Raw genomic sequence first — 15,958 nt, forward strand, 5'->3', positions numbered from 1 at the left:
TGAGAATTTCGTATACGAAATACGAATGCTTGCGATCTGTCAATCCGCAACCTAAGATGAAAAGAGGGAGGCACGGTCATAAACTGGCAAAGGGGCCCCGGCATGGAAGCTTTGACGCAAAAGAAAACGCTTGTTGAACAAGCCTACGACGCCCTGCTCGAAGCGATCTGCGTGGGCGACATCAGGCCCGGCGAGCGTCTGAACCAGGACGACCTGGCCGAGCGTCTCAACGTGTCGCGGCAGCCGGTGAACAGCGCGATCGCAATGCTCAAGGCACAGCGATTCGTGCAGGACACGGGCAAGCGGGGTGTCGTCGTCGCCCCCATCGACCAGGCGCTTTTCGACTCGATCTACCAGTTCCGCACGGCGGTCGAGCCAATGGCGGTGCGTCTGGCGACCACGCGCATGACGCCCGAGGCGATCTCGATCGGGCGCGAGATAATCGCCCGCGGCAAAAGCCATGTGCAAAGCGGCGACCACGTGTCGGCGCTCAGGGCGGACATGGATTTTCACAACCTGATCTACACGCTCAGCGGCAACATGATCATTGCCGACACGATGAACCTGAACTGGCGCCACCTTCAGCGCGCCATGAGCGAGGTGCTCAGCGTGCCGGGGGCCACGCTGCGCGTCTGGAAGGAACACGACAGGATATTCACGGCCATGGTCCGGGGTGAGGCGGAATACGCGGCCAGGCTGATGCGCGAACATATGGAACACGCGGCGCCGCGGTCGCTCAAGCTCGCCCCGTCCCGGGATGGATGACGATGCCGCTATGGTCGCCCGGACCCGACGGCAGAAACCGGTAACTGACTGACACGCCTGACCTTATCCGCCGATCCGGCGCTGCCCGTTTATTGGGCACGGCGCCGCATCCCGCACCGGGGGGCGATCCCACGGCTTGCCCCGCAAGGGGGCGTTGCGCAAAACTAGGCACAGGATCGAACGTCAGGCAGCCATGACCCGCACAGTATTCAGCAGCCCATGTCACCCCCGGATCGCGGCACATGCCTGAACTGACGCTTTCCTTCTCGCAACGGCTGGCGGCGCTGGTGCGGCGGATTTATCCCGATCTGGATGCCGATATCCTGGCCAGCCAGATCGTCGATGCCTTCTGGCCCGAGGGCAGCCACCGCCGCAAGCGCGCCCGCCCGCCCGGCAACAACCTGTGGTCCGAACATGACGCGGTGCTGATCACCTATGGCAATTCGATACAGGACGGGGCGCATAAACCGCTGGACCTGCTGCACGATTTCCTTCTGCGCCGGATGAAGGGCGTGGTGAACGGCGTGCATATCCTGCCGTTCTTTCCCTTCACCTCGGACGATGGCTTTGCCGTGACGGACTATCGCGCGGTCAATCCGCAACTGGGCGACTGGTCGGATATCCGTCGCATCGCGGGCGATTTCCACCTTATGTCGGACCTTGTGCTGAACCATGTCAGCAGCCAGGGCCCGTGGTTCAACGCCTACCGGCAGGGCCAGCCGCCCTATGACGGTTTCTTTTTCGAGGCCTCGCCCGATCAGGATCTTGCCGCCGTCGTGCGCCCGCGCACCACGCCGCTGCTGCAGGAGGTCGAAACGTCGAACGGCCCGCGCCATGTCTGGTGCACGTTCAGCCATGATCAGATCGACCTGGATTTCCGCAATCCCGAGGTGCTGCTGGAAATGCTGCGCATCATCCGGTTGCACGTGGATCAGGGCGTGCGTATCCTGCGGCTCGACGCGGTGGCCTTTCTTTGGAAAGAGGCCGGCACCCCCTCGATCCACATGCCGCAGACCCATGCCATCGTGCAACTGATGCGGCTGCTGGCCGACTACGCCACCGAAACGCTGGTCCTGCTGACCGAAACCAACGTGCCCCGTGCCGAGAACCTCAGCTATTTCGGCAACCGGAACGAGGCGCACGCGGTCTATAACTTTCCCCTGCCGCCCCTGATCCTGCACGCGATGATGGCGGGCACCGCGCGCTATCTGCATCGCTGGCAAGCGGGGATGCCCCCGGCGCAGCTTGGCTGTGCCTATCTCAACTTCACCGCCAGCCATGACGGGATCGGGATGCGCCCGGCCGAGGGCGTGCTGCCGCCGCAGGAAAAGGCGCAGGTGATCGACACGGTGCGCGGTATCGGCGGGCTGCTGTCGATGCGCGCCACGCCCGATGGCGGCGAAGAACCCTATGAGCTGAACTGCAGCTGGTTCGACGCGATGCGCGCCACCTTTGCCGGGCAGGACGATCACCACATGCAGCGGTTCCTGTGTTCCCAGACCATCGTCATGTCGCTGGAGGGTATCCCGGCCTTCTACATCCATTCGATGTTGGCCACGTCCAACGATCACGACGCGGTGGAGCGGCGCGGCATGAACCGCGCGATCAACCGCCACCGCTGGGATTACCCGACCCTGCTGGACCGGCTGGCCGATCCGGCGTCCGATCAGTCGCGCGCGCTGCAGGGGCTCAGCCGCCTGCTGCGGCTGCGGGCACGCCAGCCGGCCTTTCACCCGAACGCCACGCAGTTCACCCTGGCGCTGGACGACAGGCTTTTCGGCATCTGGCGGCAAAGCCTCGACCGGCACCAGTCGGTCTTTGCCATTCACAATGTCAGCGCGGATACGGTCACGGTCGATCCTTCGGCCGTCAACCTGATCGAGGGCGACAGCTGGGCCGACCTGATCTCGGGCGAGCATATCGACCCGACCGGGCCGGGCATCCCCTTCGCCCCCTACCAGTGCCGCTGGATCGCCAACCGCGAAGGTCCGCGTCAGGCGAACTCTTCCTGATCGGCGGCCACGGCGGCGCGCAGGTCGGCCAGGAATTGCGGATCGGCCGCGTGCACGCGGTTCCATGTCGGGATGAACGGCGTTTCGTGCGGGTTGTCGAGAAACACCTGCCCGGCGCGGATGATATTCTCGGCAAACAGCTCGATGGATTTCTCTTCCTTGTGGCGGTCGACCGTCAGGCCGTTCATCCGCGCGTCGTTGTAATACCCCTCGAGCAGGTCCAGCGCCGAGCGGTAATAGGTCGCTTTCAGCGTGCGGAACACATTGGGCGTGAACACCGTGCCATCGGCGGCCAGCTTGCGAAAGATCGCCTTGCAGATATCGGTGGACATCCGGCTGAGGCCCTTGCTCGCGTCCTCGGGCGACAGATCCTGGTGCTTGTGGTCATAGGCGTCCGAGATTTCGACCTGGCAGACCGATTTCGGGGCCAGGTTGCGCCATGCCTCGGACAGCACGCCGATTTCCAGCCCCCAGTCCGACGGGATGCGCAGATCCGGGAGGATCGGCGTGCGCATGGCGAATTCGCCCGACAGCGGATAGCGGAAACTGCGCAGGTAATCGAGGTAATCGCGATCCCCGATCACCCGTTTCAGCGCGATCAGCAGCGGGCTGACCAGCAGGCGGGTGACCCGGCCGTTGATCTTGCCCTCGCCAATGCGGGGATAGAACCCCTTGGCCATCTGGTAGGGAAAGGCGGGGTTCGCCACCGGATAGACCAGCCGCGCCAGCATCTCGCGGTCATAGGTCAGGATATCGCAATCGTGGATCGCCATCACCGTGCTGTCCGCGCAGGCGATAAGATAGCCGATGCAGGACCACACGTTCTTGCCCTTGCCCGGCTCTTGCGGGGCAAGCCCGTGCCGTTCCAGCCGATCCCCCAGCGCCGTCATGCGCGGGCTGTCGTTCCAGATCACGGTATGGGTCTGCGGCAGCCGGGCAAAGAACTGCCGGGCGTGGCGGAACTGCGCCTCGTCCGCCTGATCCAGCCCGATGATGATCCGGTGCAGGTAAGGCACCTGCGCCAGCTCGTCCAGGATGTGCGACAGCGCCGGACCTTCCAGCTCGGAATAGAGGCTGGGCAGGATCAGCGCTATCCGCCGTGTTTGCGAGAAAGCCGACAACTCGTATTGCAGGTCGTCCAGCGTTTGCGTGCGCAGGTTGTGCAATGTGGTGATATTGCCGTTCTGGTGAAAATCAGCCATCGGTCGCGGCCTCCCTGTTCAGTCCCAGCCTGCCCAGCAGGTCGAAAATCGCCTCGGTCCAGCCTTGCGGGCCGGGTGCCGTGGTGCGGACGATCCGGCCGCTGTCTTCGCCCGTCAGCGGCGGCAGCGCGGGGGCGTGGGGGTTCCTGACGATCACGCCATAATCCGCCGCCTCCAGCATCTCGGCATCGTTCGGGGCGTCCCCTAAGGCCACGGTCACGGGCGTGCCGTAGCGTTGGCCGATCTCGTCCATCCGGTCGGCCTTGGTGCCGCCCAGCGACAGGGTCAGGAAACGCCCACCCTGCCGCGCCTGCAAGCCGGCGGTTTCGGCCGCGTCCAGAAAGGCAGCAAGCTGGCCGGCATCACCCATCCACAATCCCGGTTCGCTGAACCGGCGCCGTTTCGCGGCGCGTGCGGCCTCGGGCGGCAGGCCGGTCAGTTCGGCCACGTCCTGAACCGTGGCATCGCCAAAACCATGAAACCCCGGCGGCAGTTCCGCCAGCGCGGCGCGTATCGTGCGGTATATGCCGTCGTCGCCATCCGTCCCGGCGCCCGGTTCCAGAATGCCGGCGCCGTTTTCCACGATGGCGGGCCAGGCCTCCAGCCCCATCGACGCGCGCAGCGGCGCGACCTCGGCGGCGGTCTTGCTGGTGGCCAGCACCACACCGGCCCCCAAACGCGCAAGCGCCGCAAGCGCGGGCCGCGCGGGCGCGAAATCATAGCTGTCGTGATCCAGCAGCGTACCGTCGAGATCCGAGAACACCAGCAGCGGCAGAGAGTCGGTCATGCGCTGACATTAGGCCGCACGTGACCGATACTCCATCAAACCGGGCGAAGTTTTGTGCAACAGGTCACAAATCCAGCCGCCCCGCCCGATATTTGGGCAGGGTTGGGTCAGCCCTTTTCGTCGGCTTCGATCTTGTCCTGCGTTCTGGTGTCGAAATCCCTGGCGTCGTGGCGTTCGCGCAACTGGGTGTGCAACTCGCCGAAGGCACGGTTCACCATGCGGCCACGCTGCACCGCGGGCCGCGCGTCGATCGCCTCGGCCCAGCGGACCACGTTCTTGTAGCTTTTGACATCCAGGAACTCGGCCGCGTCATACAGCCGGCCCAGCACCAGTTGCCCGTACCAAGGCCAGATCGCCATGTCGGCGATGGAATATTCCCCCGCCATCCACTCGTTCTCTGCCAAATGCCGGTCAAGCACATCAAGCTGGCGCTTGGCTTCCATGGCGAAACGGTCGATGGGGTATTCCCATTTCTCCGGCGCATAGGCGTAGAAATGGCCGAAACCGCCGCCCAGATAGGGCGCGCTGCCCATCTGCCACATCACCCAGCTCATGCATTCGGTGCGCGCGCGGGTCTCGGTTGGCAGGAACTCTCCGAATTTTTCGGCGAGGTAGAACAAGATCGACGCGCTTTCGAACACGCGCAAGGCAGGGTCCAGCGAATGATCGGCCAATGCCGGGATCTTGGAGTTCGGGTTGATGTCGACAAAGCCGCTGCCGAACTGGTCGCCCTCGCCGATATTGATCAGCCAGGCATCGTATTCGGCACCCTCATGCCCCCTGGCCAGCAACTCCTCCAGCATCACGGTGACCTTCACGCCGTTCGGCGTGGCCAGCGAATAAAGCTGCAGCGGGTGCTTGCCCACCGGAAGCTCCCTGTCATGGGTCGGTCCGGCGATGGGGCGGTTGATGTTGGCGAAACGCCCGCCGCTGTCCTGTTTCCATTCCCAGACCTTCGGAGGGGTGTATGCGTCGCTCATGGCTGTCTCCTGTTTGCGCGTTTGGCGGCAGGAAACAGGAAAACCCGCGGGGCAACAAGGTGGCGTGCCACACAACGCCTGTGCGGGCAAACGGCATGGAAAATCAAAAAAGCCCCGCCAACAAGGGCGGGGCAGGCAGTCGGTGCCGTGCAAGTCAGGACACGGGCACCGGGCGGTGTTCCGGTTTTTCTGAAGGGATCAGGTTTCCATTTCCGACCGGATCTGCTGGCGCAGCAGGTCGATCGGGATGGTCTTTCCGTCGCGGCGGAAATGCCAGTAGGTCCAGCCGTTGCAACTGGGCGCGCCCTCGAAGGCCGCACCGACCTGGTGGATCGAGCCCTTGACGTCCTTGCCCACCAGCGTGCCGTCGGCGCGCACCTTGGCGATGCGTCCGCGTGGCGAAAACAATTCTTCTCCGGGGCGCAGCATTCCGCGTTCGACAAGCTGGCCGAACGGCACCCGCGGTGCGGCACGCTTGCTGGCCGAGACCTGAAGCGCCTCGCGGTCGAAACGGCGGGTATTGTCGATGCGTTTCTGCGCGACCTTGCGATAGGCCGCTTCGCGTTCGATCCCGATGAAATCGCGGCCCAGCATCTTGGCCACCGCGCCGGTGGTGCCGGTGCCGAAGAACGGGTCCAGCACTACGTCGCCCGGATTGGTCGATCCGACCAGAACCCGGTGCAACAGCGATTCCGGCTTTTGCGTCGGATGGGCCTTTTCGCCGTTCTCGTCCTTCAGCCGCTCGTGCCCGGTGCAGATCGGCAGCACCCAGTCGCTGCGCATCTGCACGCCTTCGTTCAGCGATTTCAGCGCCTCGTAGTTGAAGGTGTATTTCGCGCCTTCCTCTTTCGAGGCCCAGATCATCGTTTCATGCGCGTTGGTGAACCGCTTGCCGCGGAAATTCGGCATCGGGTTCGACTTGCGCCATACCACATCGTTCAGAATCCAGAAGCCCGCGTTCTGCAGCGCCGCGCCCACCCGAAAGATGTTGTGATAAGAGCCGATCACCCAAATCGCCCCGTTGGGCTTGAGCAATCGGCGCGCCGCTTTCAGCCAGTCTTGGGTAAACGTGTCGTAGGCGGCAAAGGAACTGAACTGGTCCCACGCATCGTCCACCGCATCCACCTTGGAGTTGTCCGGGCGGTGCAGGTCGCTGCGCAGTTGCAGGTTATAGGGCGGGTCGGCAAAGATCAGGTCGATCGAGCCTTCGGGAAGGCTGTTCATCACCTCGATGCAGTCGCCGTCCAGAATCGTATTGAGAGGGAGCGCATCCGCGCTCTTGTTCTTGGTCATTGTCGTCATTCTCTGCCTCTGTCCCCGGCGCTTGGTCGCGCTCTGTGGTTGAGGTCAAAGATGAGTCAAAGCTGATTCGTGGTCAATTTCTTTTTTGAATCAGTCACTTACAGATTTAGCTTGATACAAGATATTGTGCACTGGCTTGAACGAACGTCTATGGTGTGGGGTTACCCCAAGATTTCGGAGCGCCTCCTTGTGGCTTTTTGACGGGTAGCCCGCGTTGCTCTCCCAGCCGTAGCCGGGGAACTGTTGCGCCAAATCCCACATCACCCGGTCGCGCCATATTTTCGCCACGATCGAGGCCGCCGCGATGCTGACCGAACGCCCGTCGCCCTTGATCACCGCCTCGGCCGGGATGGTCAGCCCGGCGGGGATCATGTTGCCGTCGATCAGCAGGTGATCGGGCGGGGCGGGCAGGGCGGCGACCGCGCGTTCCATCGCCAGGTGGCTGGCGCGCAGGATATTGATGCGGTCGATCTCATCCACGCTGGCCTGGCCGACACCGACCTCGGCCATATCCCATATCGCGGCGCAGATCGCCTCGCGCCGTTTCGCGGTCAGCTTCTTTGAATCGTTCAGCCCCTCGGGCAGGCGGGCCGGGTCCAGCACCACGGCTGCGGCCACCACCGGGCCGGCCAGCGGGCCGCGCCCCACCTCGTCCACGCCGGCGATGCGTGTTGCGCCACAGGCCTGTGCGGTCGCTTCCAGTGTGAAGTCGGGCAGGGTCATGCCTTGGTAAAACCGTGAATCGCGGGCCAAGGCAACAGGAAACCGGGATGCGCAGGAACCGCTTCGCCGCGCATCCCGGCCCGCCCCGCCGGTTCAGCGGCGGGACATGCTGTACCCGTAGGAGCGCAGGCAGCCCGCATCGTAGAAGGTGCGGTTATGCCCGCGGCCACGGGTCGGCATCGCGCAGGCCCGCGGCAGGCGGGTGGCGTGGCGGGAACTCCGCTGCAGGCAGTTCTGGCCAAAGGCGTTCTGCACGCCGTGCCGGGTCTGGACACGGACCATGCAGTGACCGGGCAGTTGCTTGCGCGCGACCCGATGCGGCAGCGGTCGCGGTGCGACATGGCCGCGGTGGCGGTCGGGCCGGACCGAGTGCGCCCGGGCGGGTGCGTGCCTGCGGGCCTTGTCCTTTCTGTCGTCGTCCAGCGCCTTGGCGATGATCGCGACGGCGGCGATGCCGGCCAGCGCCTTGGCGACATCATTGCCATCCGCCCGCGCAGGGGCGGCGGTAAGGCCGGTCACGGCCAGCGCGCCGGCAAGGATGGTTGCGATGAACTTGCGGGACATGGTGAACACTCCTTTTCCCATCTGGTCGGCGCCATGTCTGCGAAAGACGCCGGTTGCGATGGGATCAGGCTGGGCCGGATGCGCATCGACAGGCAATAACACCGCACTGTTATCCGATATCACCCCGCCAACCCCTGCTTGGATATTGAAAATCACCGGCCTCCCGCCCATTGTCGGGGTCATGAAAACCGCATCCTTCATAGGCGCGCTGGCGCTGGGTATCGGGCTGGCCCTGCCTGCCTCGGCCGCGTGCTTTGCCGATTACAAGGCGCGCCGCGACAACCCGCTGGAACTGCATTACGGCGTGGCCCAGATCAGCGGCGCCTGCACCAGGGCCAACGCCCAGGCCGAACTCGCCGCGCGGCTCAAGCGGGATGGCTGGCGGCTGCTGAACGTGCTGCAGGTGTTCGACGATGCGGGCCTAGCCAGCCGAAAACAGGCGGCGGGGCGGTTCTTCCTGCGCTATTGACGTGGCGGTGCCTCACGGCATCCGCAGCGTATCGCCCCGGTCGATCGTCGGTGTCAGGATCACCTGTTTGTCGGCCTCGCGCACCGGGTCCGCGGTGCGCGCCACGATGATCTCGGCCGCGCGGCGCCCGATCTCGGCCCGGCAGGCATCCATCGTCGCCAGCCGCCGGGGTAACCCCTGCAAAAGCTCGACCCCGTTGAACCCCGCCAGCCCGATCCGGCCGGGAATGTCATAGCCCTGTTCGAGCAGCCACAACAGGCCGCCTGCGCCGATCAGGTCGTTCGAGTAATACAGGAAATCCAGGTCCGGCGTGCGCGCCATCATGTCGGCCGTCAGCTCGCGCCCCTTGGACAGTGCCGAGCCGCCGGTATAGAACTCGTGATCCGCGATCTCGACCCCGCCCTTGGCCAGCGCCTGCGTGAACCCCTCGAACCGTTTGCGCGCCCGGTGGTCCAGTGCCATCTTGGTGCCCATGAAACCGATGCGCCGGTATCCCGCCTTCAGGATCGCCTCGGCCATCTCGCGCCCGGCGCGGCGATGGCTGATGCCGACCATCGCGTCGACGGGCGTTCCGTCCGCGTCCATGATCTCGACCACCGGAATGCCGCTGGCGCGCAGCATGGCGCGGCTGGCGTCGGAATGCTCCAGCCCCGCGATGATGATGCCCGACGGCCGCCAGGACAGCATCTCGTAAAGCACCTTTTCCTCTTTTTCCGGCAGGTAGTCGGTGATCCCCACGACCGGTTGCAGCGGCGTGTCCTCAAGCACCCGGTTGATGCCGGTCATCACCTCGGGGAACACCATGTTCGACATCGACGGGATGATCACCGCCACCAGGTTCACCCGCTGGCTGGCCAGCGATCCGGCGATGCGGTTGGGCACGTATCCCAGCGCCTTGGCGGCCCTGAGCACCTTTTCGCGCGTCGCCTCGCTCACGTCGCCGCGGTTGCGCAGCACGCGGCTGACGGTCATTTCCGACACGCCCGACGCCTCGGAGACGTCGCGCAGGGTCAGGGGGCGGTTCAGCGGTCGCGTCAATTCGGGGTGATCCTGTCATTGGGATATCCAAGTGTTAGCGTGAACCTCTCTACTTGTTCAAGCGTCCGGGCGCAGCTAAGAGGGAACGCGTGGCCCCGTGGCTCAACTGGATAGAGCAGCCCCCTCCTAAGGGGCAGGTTGCAGGTTCGAATCCTGCCGGGGTCGCCATTTTTCTACGCTCATTGAGCTTTATCCTTTTTATTCAGTCGGTTACTAACCTGTGTCCCATTGGCTGGGTTCGTGTGTCCCAGACTATGCACCCTGCATGATGAGTCTCACAATCTGCTCACGGTCGGCAGCGCGAGTATAGCGCTCTACCTCAGTCAATGTCACATGACCCGCCATAGCTGCGATTTGGTGCACAGTCTTACCTTGCTCGGCCCAGTAGACACAGAACGCTTTGCGCAATCCATGCAGTCTCGCCGTCATGCCAGCTTCTATTGCAGCTTCACGAAACATGTTCCCGATACTTTCCACAGCATAAGGCTTGCCACGTTTGCTCAGGATAAAAGTTGGGGAGATGTCGGGCGTGCGAGCGATAGCAGCACGCAATTCATGGGTCAGCGGCACATAGCTGGTGACGCCTGTTTTCTGTCGATCAAATTTCAGCATACCGTTTTTGATGTTGTGCCGTCCGATATGTGCCAAATCTACTCGGGCCGCGCCGGTGTATAGAGCAAGATCGAAAATCAGTCGTTGAACTGTGCCGATTTCCCAGTGCTCGATGAATGCTGAGATATCGTCTGCATCAGCCGTTGGAAGTTCTTTGGGGGTTGGCTTATCTATTTCGATGTTCGCCATCGGATTTTGTTTGATGTAGCCGAGCCTCTTGGCGTGTTCAAAAACAGGCTTCAACGCTTTGTATTCATTAACTGCGCCATGACCGCCCTTCGCATAGAGCGCCATCTCAATGGCTTGCGGCGAAATCTGTGTTAGCAACCGCTTGCCTTGATGTTCTTTGTAGCGCTTAAAAATCGCTCGGCGTGACTTCTTCGTGCTCTCTTTATACTCGTTTAGCCATTTCCAATTTCCAGTCTGGTATGCTGCAAGCGCCCAAGCAAACGTGCCTTTCGCAGGCGTAACCGTGTCAGGGGGGCTATCCTCCCACTTTGAATGCTCAATCCAATATGCGGCCTTCACCCTTGGATCGGAGGGCTCGAATCCGTGGACTTCCAGGGAAATCTCTTTGCCGAACCGCCGATACGTATGGAACCAACGCCCCCTTCGCGTCCTGGAACGCAAGTATTTTTCAGACATTTTTCACCTCCGCAGAAAATGGTTCGTCAGCCCATGACTGGAAGGAAAGCTGACCATCATAGATGAACGTAACCCCATCTGGACCAATTCTGTGAATTTTCGCATCGGGGTTCAGCTTGGACATCAGCTCGCTCAAATCGCGAATCTGTTTTTCTGTTGGCATGGACGGGGCGGCGGGGCGGCTCATTCAGTAGTCCTTTCGTAAAAGGCAGTCAGATGCAGCTTTGACATGCAGAACTACTTTGGTTCGATCATGTTGCATTCGACATATTCGCTAAGAGCTGATGCCGGGAGGTAGTAGTTACGCCCGATTTGTACGAAACGAACTTTTCGATCACGAATGAGCCGCCGAATTCTTCCGATAGGCCAACCGGACAGTTGGGACAATTTCTGAGGCGTTACGAAGTCTTGTGACATATGGTCTGTTTGTGGCATGATTGATCCCGACAGAGAATTTGCACCAAGGAATGCGCGATTGCACTACGTTATGCACGAATACAATACAAATGTATTGCGAGTCAACGTCAGATGCCGCTGATCGACAACACCGCTATCGGCACACGTCTAAGTATGCTTCGCCAAAGAGAGGGTCTCTCACAGGGTGAAATGGCCGCTGCGCTTGGTGTCTCTGTCGCGGCATACCGGAACTACGAATGGGGCAACCGCGAGGCCCCGGTTTCTGTTCTAGCCAAGGCGGCCGAAATGGCAGGAACCACGATTGATAGCTTGGTCCTAGGTGAAGTCGGGTTGTCCAGCGAAGCCATAGCAACCCAACTTGCCCGTATCTTCCCGCACCTCGGCTCGGCAGAACTTCAAAATCACATTGGCGCTATCGCGTTTTTGCTCAAGCAGACGCTTTCCAAGCCCGAGTTCAGTGATCGAGACATCGCCGAATACATGGAATCCCGAAAAGGTCAGAACTGATGGATCAACAGAATTTTCTCAAACAATACAACAACAACCTGCTCAACGGTCTGGGAGCGAGATTGGTTTCTGCTGGCTTCGTTTTCTGGGTGCTGATGACTTTGTTCATTCCGGCCAGACTCGTACCTGAACAGTATTCTTCTGTGGGGTTGGCTTTCCTGATCCTGAGCTTCGTCGGCGCAATCGGTGTCATCCTGGTCGCTCTGGCTGTTCGCGAGATTGAAAAACGGCGGGTGCGCGAATGCTGAACGGCCAAATTCGCTCTCAAGTTGACCAGATATGGAATGCCTTCTGGTCGGGTGGTGTCTCCAACCCGCTCTCCGTGATCGAACAGATCACCTACCTGCTCTTTATCAAGCGGCTCGACGAAATCCACACGCGGGAAGAGGCCAAGGCCAACATACTGGGCTCAGAGATGGAGCGGCGCATCTTCCCCGAGGGCACCTTTGTCTACAAGGTCAGCGACGATCCGAAAGATGACGAAACCATCGAACGTCCTTACGACGATATGCGTTGGCAACGGCTGATCAACTTTGAAAACCGCGAGAAGATGAAGCTGATGGATCAGCACGTCTTTCCCTTCATGCGGGCGATGGCGGAGGAAGGAACAGCTTTCGCCACCCACATGAAAGACGCGCGTTTGGGTTTTTCTAGCCCGGCTCTCCTCGACAAAGTCATGCGGTTGCTCGACGGCATCCAGATGGACGACCGCGACACAAAGGGCGACGTCTACGAATACATGCTCGGCAAGATCGCCAGTGCTGGGCAAAACGGCCAGTTCCGCACGCCGCGTCACATCATCGAGCTGATGGTGCGCCTGATGGCCCCCACACCCAAGGACACGATCTGCGATCCTGCGGCGGGCACCTGCGGTTTCCTTGTCACGGCGGGGGAGTATCTGCGCGAAACCCACCCGGAACTGCTGCGCAACAAGGAGGCGCGCGAGCACTTCCATAACAGCATGTTCCACGGGTTCGACTTTGACCCGACCATGCTGCGGATCGGGTCGATGAACATGGTCCTGCACGGGGTTGAGAATGCAGATGTCGCTTACCGTGATAGCTTGGCCGAAGAACATGGGGCCGACACAGGCGCTTACTCCCTGATCCTTGCCAACCCGCCCTTTGCCGGGTCGCTCGACTACGATGCGACGGCCAAGGACCTCCAGAAGGTCGTGAAGACCAAGAAGACCGAACTGCTGTTTCTGGCCCTATTCCTGCGCCTCATGCGCACCGGTGGGCGCGCGGCGGTGGTTGTGCCCGATGGGGTGCTGTTTGGCTCCTCAAAGGCGCACAAAGACATCCGCCGGATCATCGTCGAAGAACAAAAACTCGACGCAATCATCAAGCTGCCTTCGGGCGTGTTCCGCCCCTATGCCGGGGTGTCCACCGCCATCATGATCTTCACCAAGACCGAAAGCGGCGGCACGGATAATGTCTGGTTTTATGACATGGAGGCGGATGGGCTGAGCTTGGATGACAAGCGCACGGAGCTGTTACCGCCCGAAAAGCTAGGGCCAGTGCCCGCTGAGGCGTTGACCGAGGAAGAGCATGAAAAGAACAACCTTCCTGACATCCTCGCCCGTTGGGGCGCGCTGGCGGCGGAGGGGGAGCGCCCACGCACCGCGCAAAGCTTTATGGTGCCGCTGGCGGATATTCAGGCCACGGGCACATGGGACTTGTCGCTCAACCGCTACAAGGAAGTGGCCCATGAGGAGGTCGACCATCAGCCCCCAAAAGAGATCATCGCCGAACTGCGTGCGATTGAGGCCGAGATCACCGAAGGTCTGGATCGTCTGGAGGGGATGCTGGGATGAGTTGGCCAGCAGTCGAAGTAACCGAAGTTGCAAGAGTAGTCGGCGGCGCGACACCCAAGAGCGCTATCGAAGAGTTTTGGGATGGCGACGTCAATTGGGTTACCCCCAAGGACCTCAGCAACCTCGACGGCAAGTACATTGCGGAAACGCCAAGGAAGATCACCGCCCAAGGATTGCGGAGTTGTGCGGCTGAACTCTTGCCTGCCAACTCCGTTCTGTTTTCTTCCCGAGCACCGATAGGCCATGTGGCGATAAATGCTGAGCCAATGGCAACAAACCAAGGCTTTAAGAGCTTCGTTCCTGGCCCTGATCTCGATGCGAGTTTTCTGTATTGGTGGCTGGATGCCAATAGGGGCTATCTTCAGTCTCTTGGGACTGGCGCAACATTCAAGGAAGTCTCTAAGGCCGTCGTCCAGCGCATCAAAATCCCCCTCCCGCCGTTGGAGGAACAGAGGCGGATTGCGGGAATACTGGATCAGGCAGACGCGCTTCGCCGCCTCCGCACCCGCGCCTTGGACAAACTGAACACCCTCGGCCAGGCGATCTTTCATGAGATGTTTGGGGCGGCATTGGCCAACCAGTTCTTTGAGTTTGGCAAGGCCGTCGAAGAATTTCGCTATGGCACGTCAAATAAATCGGGTGACGGTGGGCTTCCTACACTCCGCATTCCGAACGTGATCGGCGGCGGCATCGACACTGGTGAAATCAAGAACGTCGAAGTGACCGGGGCAGAGCTTAACCGGCTACGACTTCGGGAGGGCGATGTCCTGTTCGTCCGGACCAATGGTAATCCCGATTATGTGGGTAGATGTGCAAGTTTCTCTCAGGATGCTGTCGCAGGCTATGGCGCGGAGACTGATTGGATTTTCGCGTCCTATCTAATCCGCGCGCGCCTGTCAGATCGGATCAACCCGGTGTTCGCCAAGACCTACTTCGCGTCTCAGATTGGACGGAAAGCAATCCGGGAGCGGTGCAAGACATCGGCGGGGCAATTCAACATCAACACCGAAGGACTGAGCTCTCTGCCCTTCCCTGATGTCTCGCGCGAGCAGCAGGATCGTTTCGCGGAAACCGTACTTGAAATTGAAAAAAACAGCGCTCCGATGAAGGCGTCTGCCGAAGCCATGGAACGCAAGTTTTCGTCCCTTCAGTACAGCGCATTCAGAGGAGAACTCTAAGATGCGTGGTGAGTTTTCTGGGGTTCGGCAAGAGATCATCGACGAGCTTGTGTCATCGTTCAATTGGCACGAAGCCGTTGATAGCACCTTCTTTCACAGCTTGTTTCGGGACACGATTCCGTCGCCAAAAGCGCCGCGCGCCCCTGAACCAACAGATTTGAATGATGATGGAGAGATTTACCTGCCCGGCGACCTCGAACGCTTCGCAGCGTACAAGCAAGATCTGGAAGACTTCGAAGACCGAAAAGCGGCATTTAATGACGCTACGTCTGACGAAGCCGCCGCGTGGGAGTACTTTCAAGGTTACATTCTAGAAGGAAAAACCACCGAGCTCGAACTCGTTCGCGTGGTTGAACGTGCATTCGATGTGTTCGAAGAGTTTGGTGGGGATGACCTGGCAAATGACTACTTCAACACGGTCAGCAGGTTCCTTGAACGGTACAGCTTGAGGTATGATCTTCGTCGTCCGCTCAGCCTTCATCCCACTCTGCCAGGGATTTTCGCAAAGTTGATCCGTGATCTGAAAGTGATTTCTGCCCGAGATGCCAACATGGCTGACCGCTTGCAAGACTTTGAAGAAGCGCTCCGTGATCTCAAGATCGACTATTCGTCGCGCCGCATTCGTGTCTGTGTGCAGGCGCAGATGAACCTCTTGGAAGCGGTCGCTTGCCGTCACCCGCAAGCTGAAGGTCAGGCGACGCTTGGAGAGATGTGCAAGTCCCTCGATACATGGCCCCACAAGGCTGTGAGCGGATCACTTTCTAGCCTTTACGGCTTTTCCTCCGACTTTTCAGGCGTCCGACATGGGAAGGCCTCTAAAGGGGTGAAGCGGGAGATCGACATGCGCGACTTAGTTTCAATGAGCGTGATCCTCGCCGGGTTTGTGCCCTATTTAACAGAAGAGCTTGATTCAGAAGCGATTTATGCAGGCTGATTTGCCA

General features: G+C 60.8%; 17 protein-coding genes and 1 tRNA gene. 9 read left to right on the plus strand and 9 right to left on the minus strand.

Annotation, left to right across the window (positions count from 1 at the left end):
• Positions 1-102 precede the first annotated feature (102 nt).
• Entirely contained in the window at positions 103-765 is a 663-nt protein-coding gene (locus F3H87_RS07325; protein WP_149787927.1) for a GntR family transcriptional regulator, read from the plus strand.
• 242 nt (positions 766-1,007) lie between these two features.
• Positions 1,008-2,777 (plus strand): sugar phosphorylase, encoded by a 1,770-nt coding sequence (locus tag F3H87_RS07330; protein ID WP_188129191.1) that lies wholly within the window; start codon positions 1,008-1,010, stop codon positions 2,775-2,777.
• Here the strand turns inward: F3H87_RS07330 and F3H87_RS07335 are convergent.
• The 6 genes from F3H87_RS07335 to F3H87_RS07360 all read right to left on the minus strand — a co-directional run bounded on the left by F3H87_RS07335 (position 2,759) and on the right by F3H87_RS07360 (position 8,335).
• Positions 2,759-3,979, minus strand: a complete 1,221-nt coding sequence (locus F3H87_RS07335) for a glycosyltransferase family protein (protein ID WP_149787928.1) — start codon at positions 3,977-3,979, stop codon at positions 2,759-2,761. The two genes, F3H87_RS07330 and F3H87_RS07335, sit on opposite strands and share 19 nt — an antisense overlap.
• Complete coding sequence (locus F3H87_RS07340; protein ID WP_149787929.1) at positions 3,972-4,766, minus strand: HAD-IIB family hydrolase; 795 nt, start codon at positions 4,764-4,766, stop codon at positions 3,972-3,974. The genes F3H87_RS07335 and F3H87_RS07340 overlap by 8 nt, the downstream gene beginning before the upstream one ends.
• A 107-nt stretch (positions 4,767-4,873) precedes the next feature.
• Positions 4,874-5,746: a glutathione-dependent disulfide-bond oxidoreductase gene (gene yghU, locus F3H87_RS07345; protein ID WP_149787930.1), complete on the minus strand. Its 873-nt coding sequence runs from the start codon at positions 5,744-5,746 to the stop codon at positions 4,874-4,876.
• 198 nt (positions 5,747-5,944) lie between these two features.
• Entirely contained in the window at positions 5,945-7,048 is a 1,104-nt protein-coding gene (locus F3H87_RS07350; RefSeq protein ID WP_149787931.1) for a site-specific DNA-methyltransferase, read from the minus strand.
• Positions 7,049-7,138: 90 nt separating this feature from the next.
• On the minus strand, positions 7,139-7,771 hold the full coding sequence (locus F3H87_RS07355; protein ID WP_149787932.1) for a ribonuclease HII: 633 nt from the start codon (positions 7,769-7,771) through the stop codon (positions 7,139-7,141).
• Between the two features lie 93 nt (positions 7,772-7,864).
• Positions 7,865-8,335, minus strand: a complete 471-nt coding sequence (locus F3H87_RS07360) for a hypothetical protein (protein WP_149787933.1) — start codon at positions 8,333-8,335, stop codon at positions 7,865-7,867.
• A gap of 181 nt (positions 8,336-8,516) precedes the next feature.
• Here F3H87_RS07360 and F3H87_RS07365 point away from each other — a divergent pair, with 181 nt between their 5' ends.
• A complete protein-coding gene (locus F3H87_RS07365; RefSeq protein WP_149787934.1) occupies positions 8,517-8,804 on the plus strand; it encodes a hypothetical protein in 288 nt (95 codons plus the stop codon).
• 12 nt (positions 8,805-8,816) lie between these two features.
• On the opposite strand, the gene F3H87_RS07370 is transcribed toward F3H87_RS07365, so the two are convergent.
• Positions 8,817-9,842: a LacI family DNA-binding transcriptional regulator gene (locus F3H87_RS07370; RefSeq protein WP_149787935.1), complete on the minus strand. Its 1,026-nt coding sequence runs from the start codon at positions 9,840-9,842 to the stop codon at positions 8,817-8,819.
• 91 nt (positions 9,843-9,933) lie between these two features.
• Here F3H87_RS07370 and F3H87_RS07375 point away from each other — a divergent pair.
• Positions 9,934-10,010 (plus strand) — tRNA-Arg (locus F3H87_RS07375).
• Positions 10,011-10,094: 84 nt separating this feature from the next.
• Here the strand turns inward: F3H87_RS07375 and F3H87_RS07380 are convergent.
• Positions 10,095-11,099 carry a tyrosine-type recombinase/integrase gene (locus tag F3H87_RS07380; RefSeq protein WP_149787936.1) on the minus strand — a complete coding sequence of 335 codons (1,005 nt, stop codon included), beginning with the start codon at positions 11,097-11,099 and terminating at the stop codon, positions 10,095-10,097.
• Positions 11,092-11,286: a hypothetical protein gene (locus tag F3H87_RS07385; RefSeq protein WP_149787937.1), complete on the minus strand. Its 195-nt coding sequence runs from the start codon at positions 11,284-11,286 to the stop codon at positions 11,092-11,094. Before F3H87_RS07385 ends, F3H87_RS07380 begins: the two co-directional genes overlap by 8 nt.
• Before the next feature lie 341 nt (positions 11,287-11,627).
• Between F3H87_RS07385 and F3H87_RS07390 the strand changes: the two genes are divergently transcribed.
• From F3H87_RS07390 to F3H87_RS07410, 5 genes are read left to right on the plus strand one after another with little or no spacing between them, the layout of a single operon-like run.
• Positions 11,628-12,023, plus strand: coding sequence for a helix-turn-helix domain-containing protein (locus F3H87_RS07390; RefSeq protein ID WP_149787938.1), 396 nt, complete (start codon positions 11,628-11,630; stop codon positions 12,021-12,023).
• Positions 12,023-12,271, plus strand: a complete 249-nt coding sequence (locus tag F3H87_RS07395; RefSeq protein ID WP_149787939.1) for a hypothetical protein — start codon at positions 12,023-12,025, stop codon at positions 12,269-12,271. The genes F3H87_RS07390 and F3H87_RS07395 overlap by 1 nt, the downstream gene beginning before the upstream one ends.
• Positions 12,265-13,839 (plus strand): type I restriction-modification system subunit M, encoded by a 1,575-nt coding sequence (locus F3H87_RS07400; protein WP_149787940.1) that lies wholly within the window; start codon positions 12,265-12,267, stop codon positions 13,837-13,839. Before F3H87_RS07395 ends, F3H87_RS07400 begins: the two co-directional genes overlap by 7 nt.
• Entirely contained in the window at positions 13,836-15,017 is a 1,182-nt protein-coding gene (locus tag F3H87_RS07405) for a restriction endonuclease subunit S (RefSeq protein WP_149787941.1), read from the plus strand. The genes F3H87_RS07400 and F3H87_RS07405 overlap by 4 nt, the downstream gene beginning before the upstream one ends.
• Position 15,018: 1 nt before the next feature.
• Positions 15,019-15,951 carry a hypothetical protein gene (locus tag F3H87_RS07410; RefSeq protein ID WP_149787942.1) on the plus strand — a complete coding sequence of 311 codons (933 nt, stop codon included), beginning with the start codon at positions 15,019-15,021 and terminating at the stop codon, positions 15,949-15,951.
• Positions 15,952-15,958 lie beyond the last annotated feature (7 nt).

It is taken from the genome of Lutimaribacter pacificus, assembly GCF_900142185.1.
Lineage (GTDB): Bacteria > Pseudomonadota > Alphaproteobacteria > Rhodobacterales > Rhodobacteraceae > Lutimaribacter > Lutimaribacter pacificus.

What these genes read in the sequence shown, in the direction of transcription:
- F3H87_RS07325 (WP_149787927.1), top strand. Translation starts at nt 103, where the DNA reads ATGGAAGCTTTGACGCAAAAGAAAACGCTTGTTGAACAAGCCTACGAC.
- F3H87_RS07330 (WP_188129191.1), top strand. Translation starts at nt 1,008, where the DNA reads ATGCCTGAACTGACGCTTTCCTTCTCGCAACGGCTGGCGGCGCTGGTG.
- F3H87_RS07335 (WP_149787928.1), bottom strand. Translation starts at nt 3,979, where the DNA reads ATGGCTGATTTTCACCAGAACGGCAATATCACCACATTGCACAACCTG.
- F3H87_RS07340 (WP_149787929.1), bottom strand. Translation starts at nt 4,766, where the DNA reads ATGACCGACTCTCTGCCGCTGCTGGTGTTCTCGGATCTCGACGGTACG.
- yghU (WP_149787930.1), bottom strand. Translation starts at nt 5,746, where the DNA reads ATGAGCGACGCATACACCCCTCCGAAGGTCTGGGAATGGAAACAGGAC.
- F3H87_RS07350 (WP_149787931.1), bottom strand. Translation starts at nt 7,048, where the DNA reads ATGACGACAATGACCAAGAACAAGAGCGCGGATGCGCTCCCTCTCAAT.
- F3H87_RS07355 (WP_149787932.1), bottom strand. Translation starts at nt 7,771, where the DNA reads ATGACCCTGCCCGACTTCACACTGGAAGCGACCGCACAGGCCTGTGGC.
- F3H87_RS07360 (WP_149787933.1), bottom strand. Translation starts at nt 8,335, where the DNA reads ATGTCCCGCAAGTTCATCGCAACCATCCTTGCCGGCGCGCTGGCCGTG.
- F3H87_RS07365 (WP_149787934.1), top strand. Translation starts at nt 8,517, where the DNA reads ATGAAAACCGCATCCTTCATAGGCGCGCTGGCGCTGGGTATCGGGCTG.
- F3H87_RS07380 (WP_149787936.1), bottom strand. Translation starts at nt 11,099, where the DNA reads ATGTCTGAAAAATACTTGCGTTCCAGGACGCGAAGGGGGCGTTGGTTC.
- F3H87_RS07385 (WP_149787937.1), bottom strand. Translation starts at nt 11,286, where the DNA reads ATGAGCCGCCCCGCCGCCCCGTCCATGCCAACAGAAAAACAGATTCGC.
- F3H87_RS07390 (WP_149787938.1), top strand. Translation starts at nt 11,628, where the DNA reads ATGCCGCTGATCGACAACACCGCTATCGGCACACGTCTAAGTATGCTT.
- F3H87_RS07395 (WP_149787939.1), top strand. Translation starts at nt 12,023, where the DNA reads ATGGATCAACAGAATTTTCTCAAACAATACAACAACAACCTGCTCAAC.
- F3H87_RS07400 (WP_149787940.1), top strand. Translation starts at nt 12,265, where the DNA reads ATGCTGAACGGCCAAATTCGCTCTCAAGTTGACCAGATATGGAATGCC.
- F3H87_RS07405 (WP_149787941.1), top strand. Translation starts at nt 13,836, where the DNA reads ATGAGTTGGCCAGCAGTCGAAGTAACCGAAGTTGCAAGAGTAGTCGGC.
- F3H87_RS07410 (WP_149787942.1), top strand. Translation starts at nt 15,019, where the DNA reads ATGCGTGGTGAGTTTTCTGGGGTTCGGCAAGAGATCATCGACGAGCTT.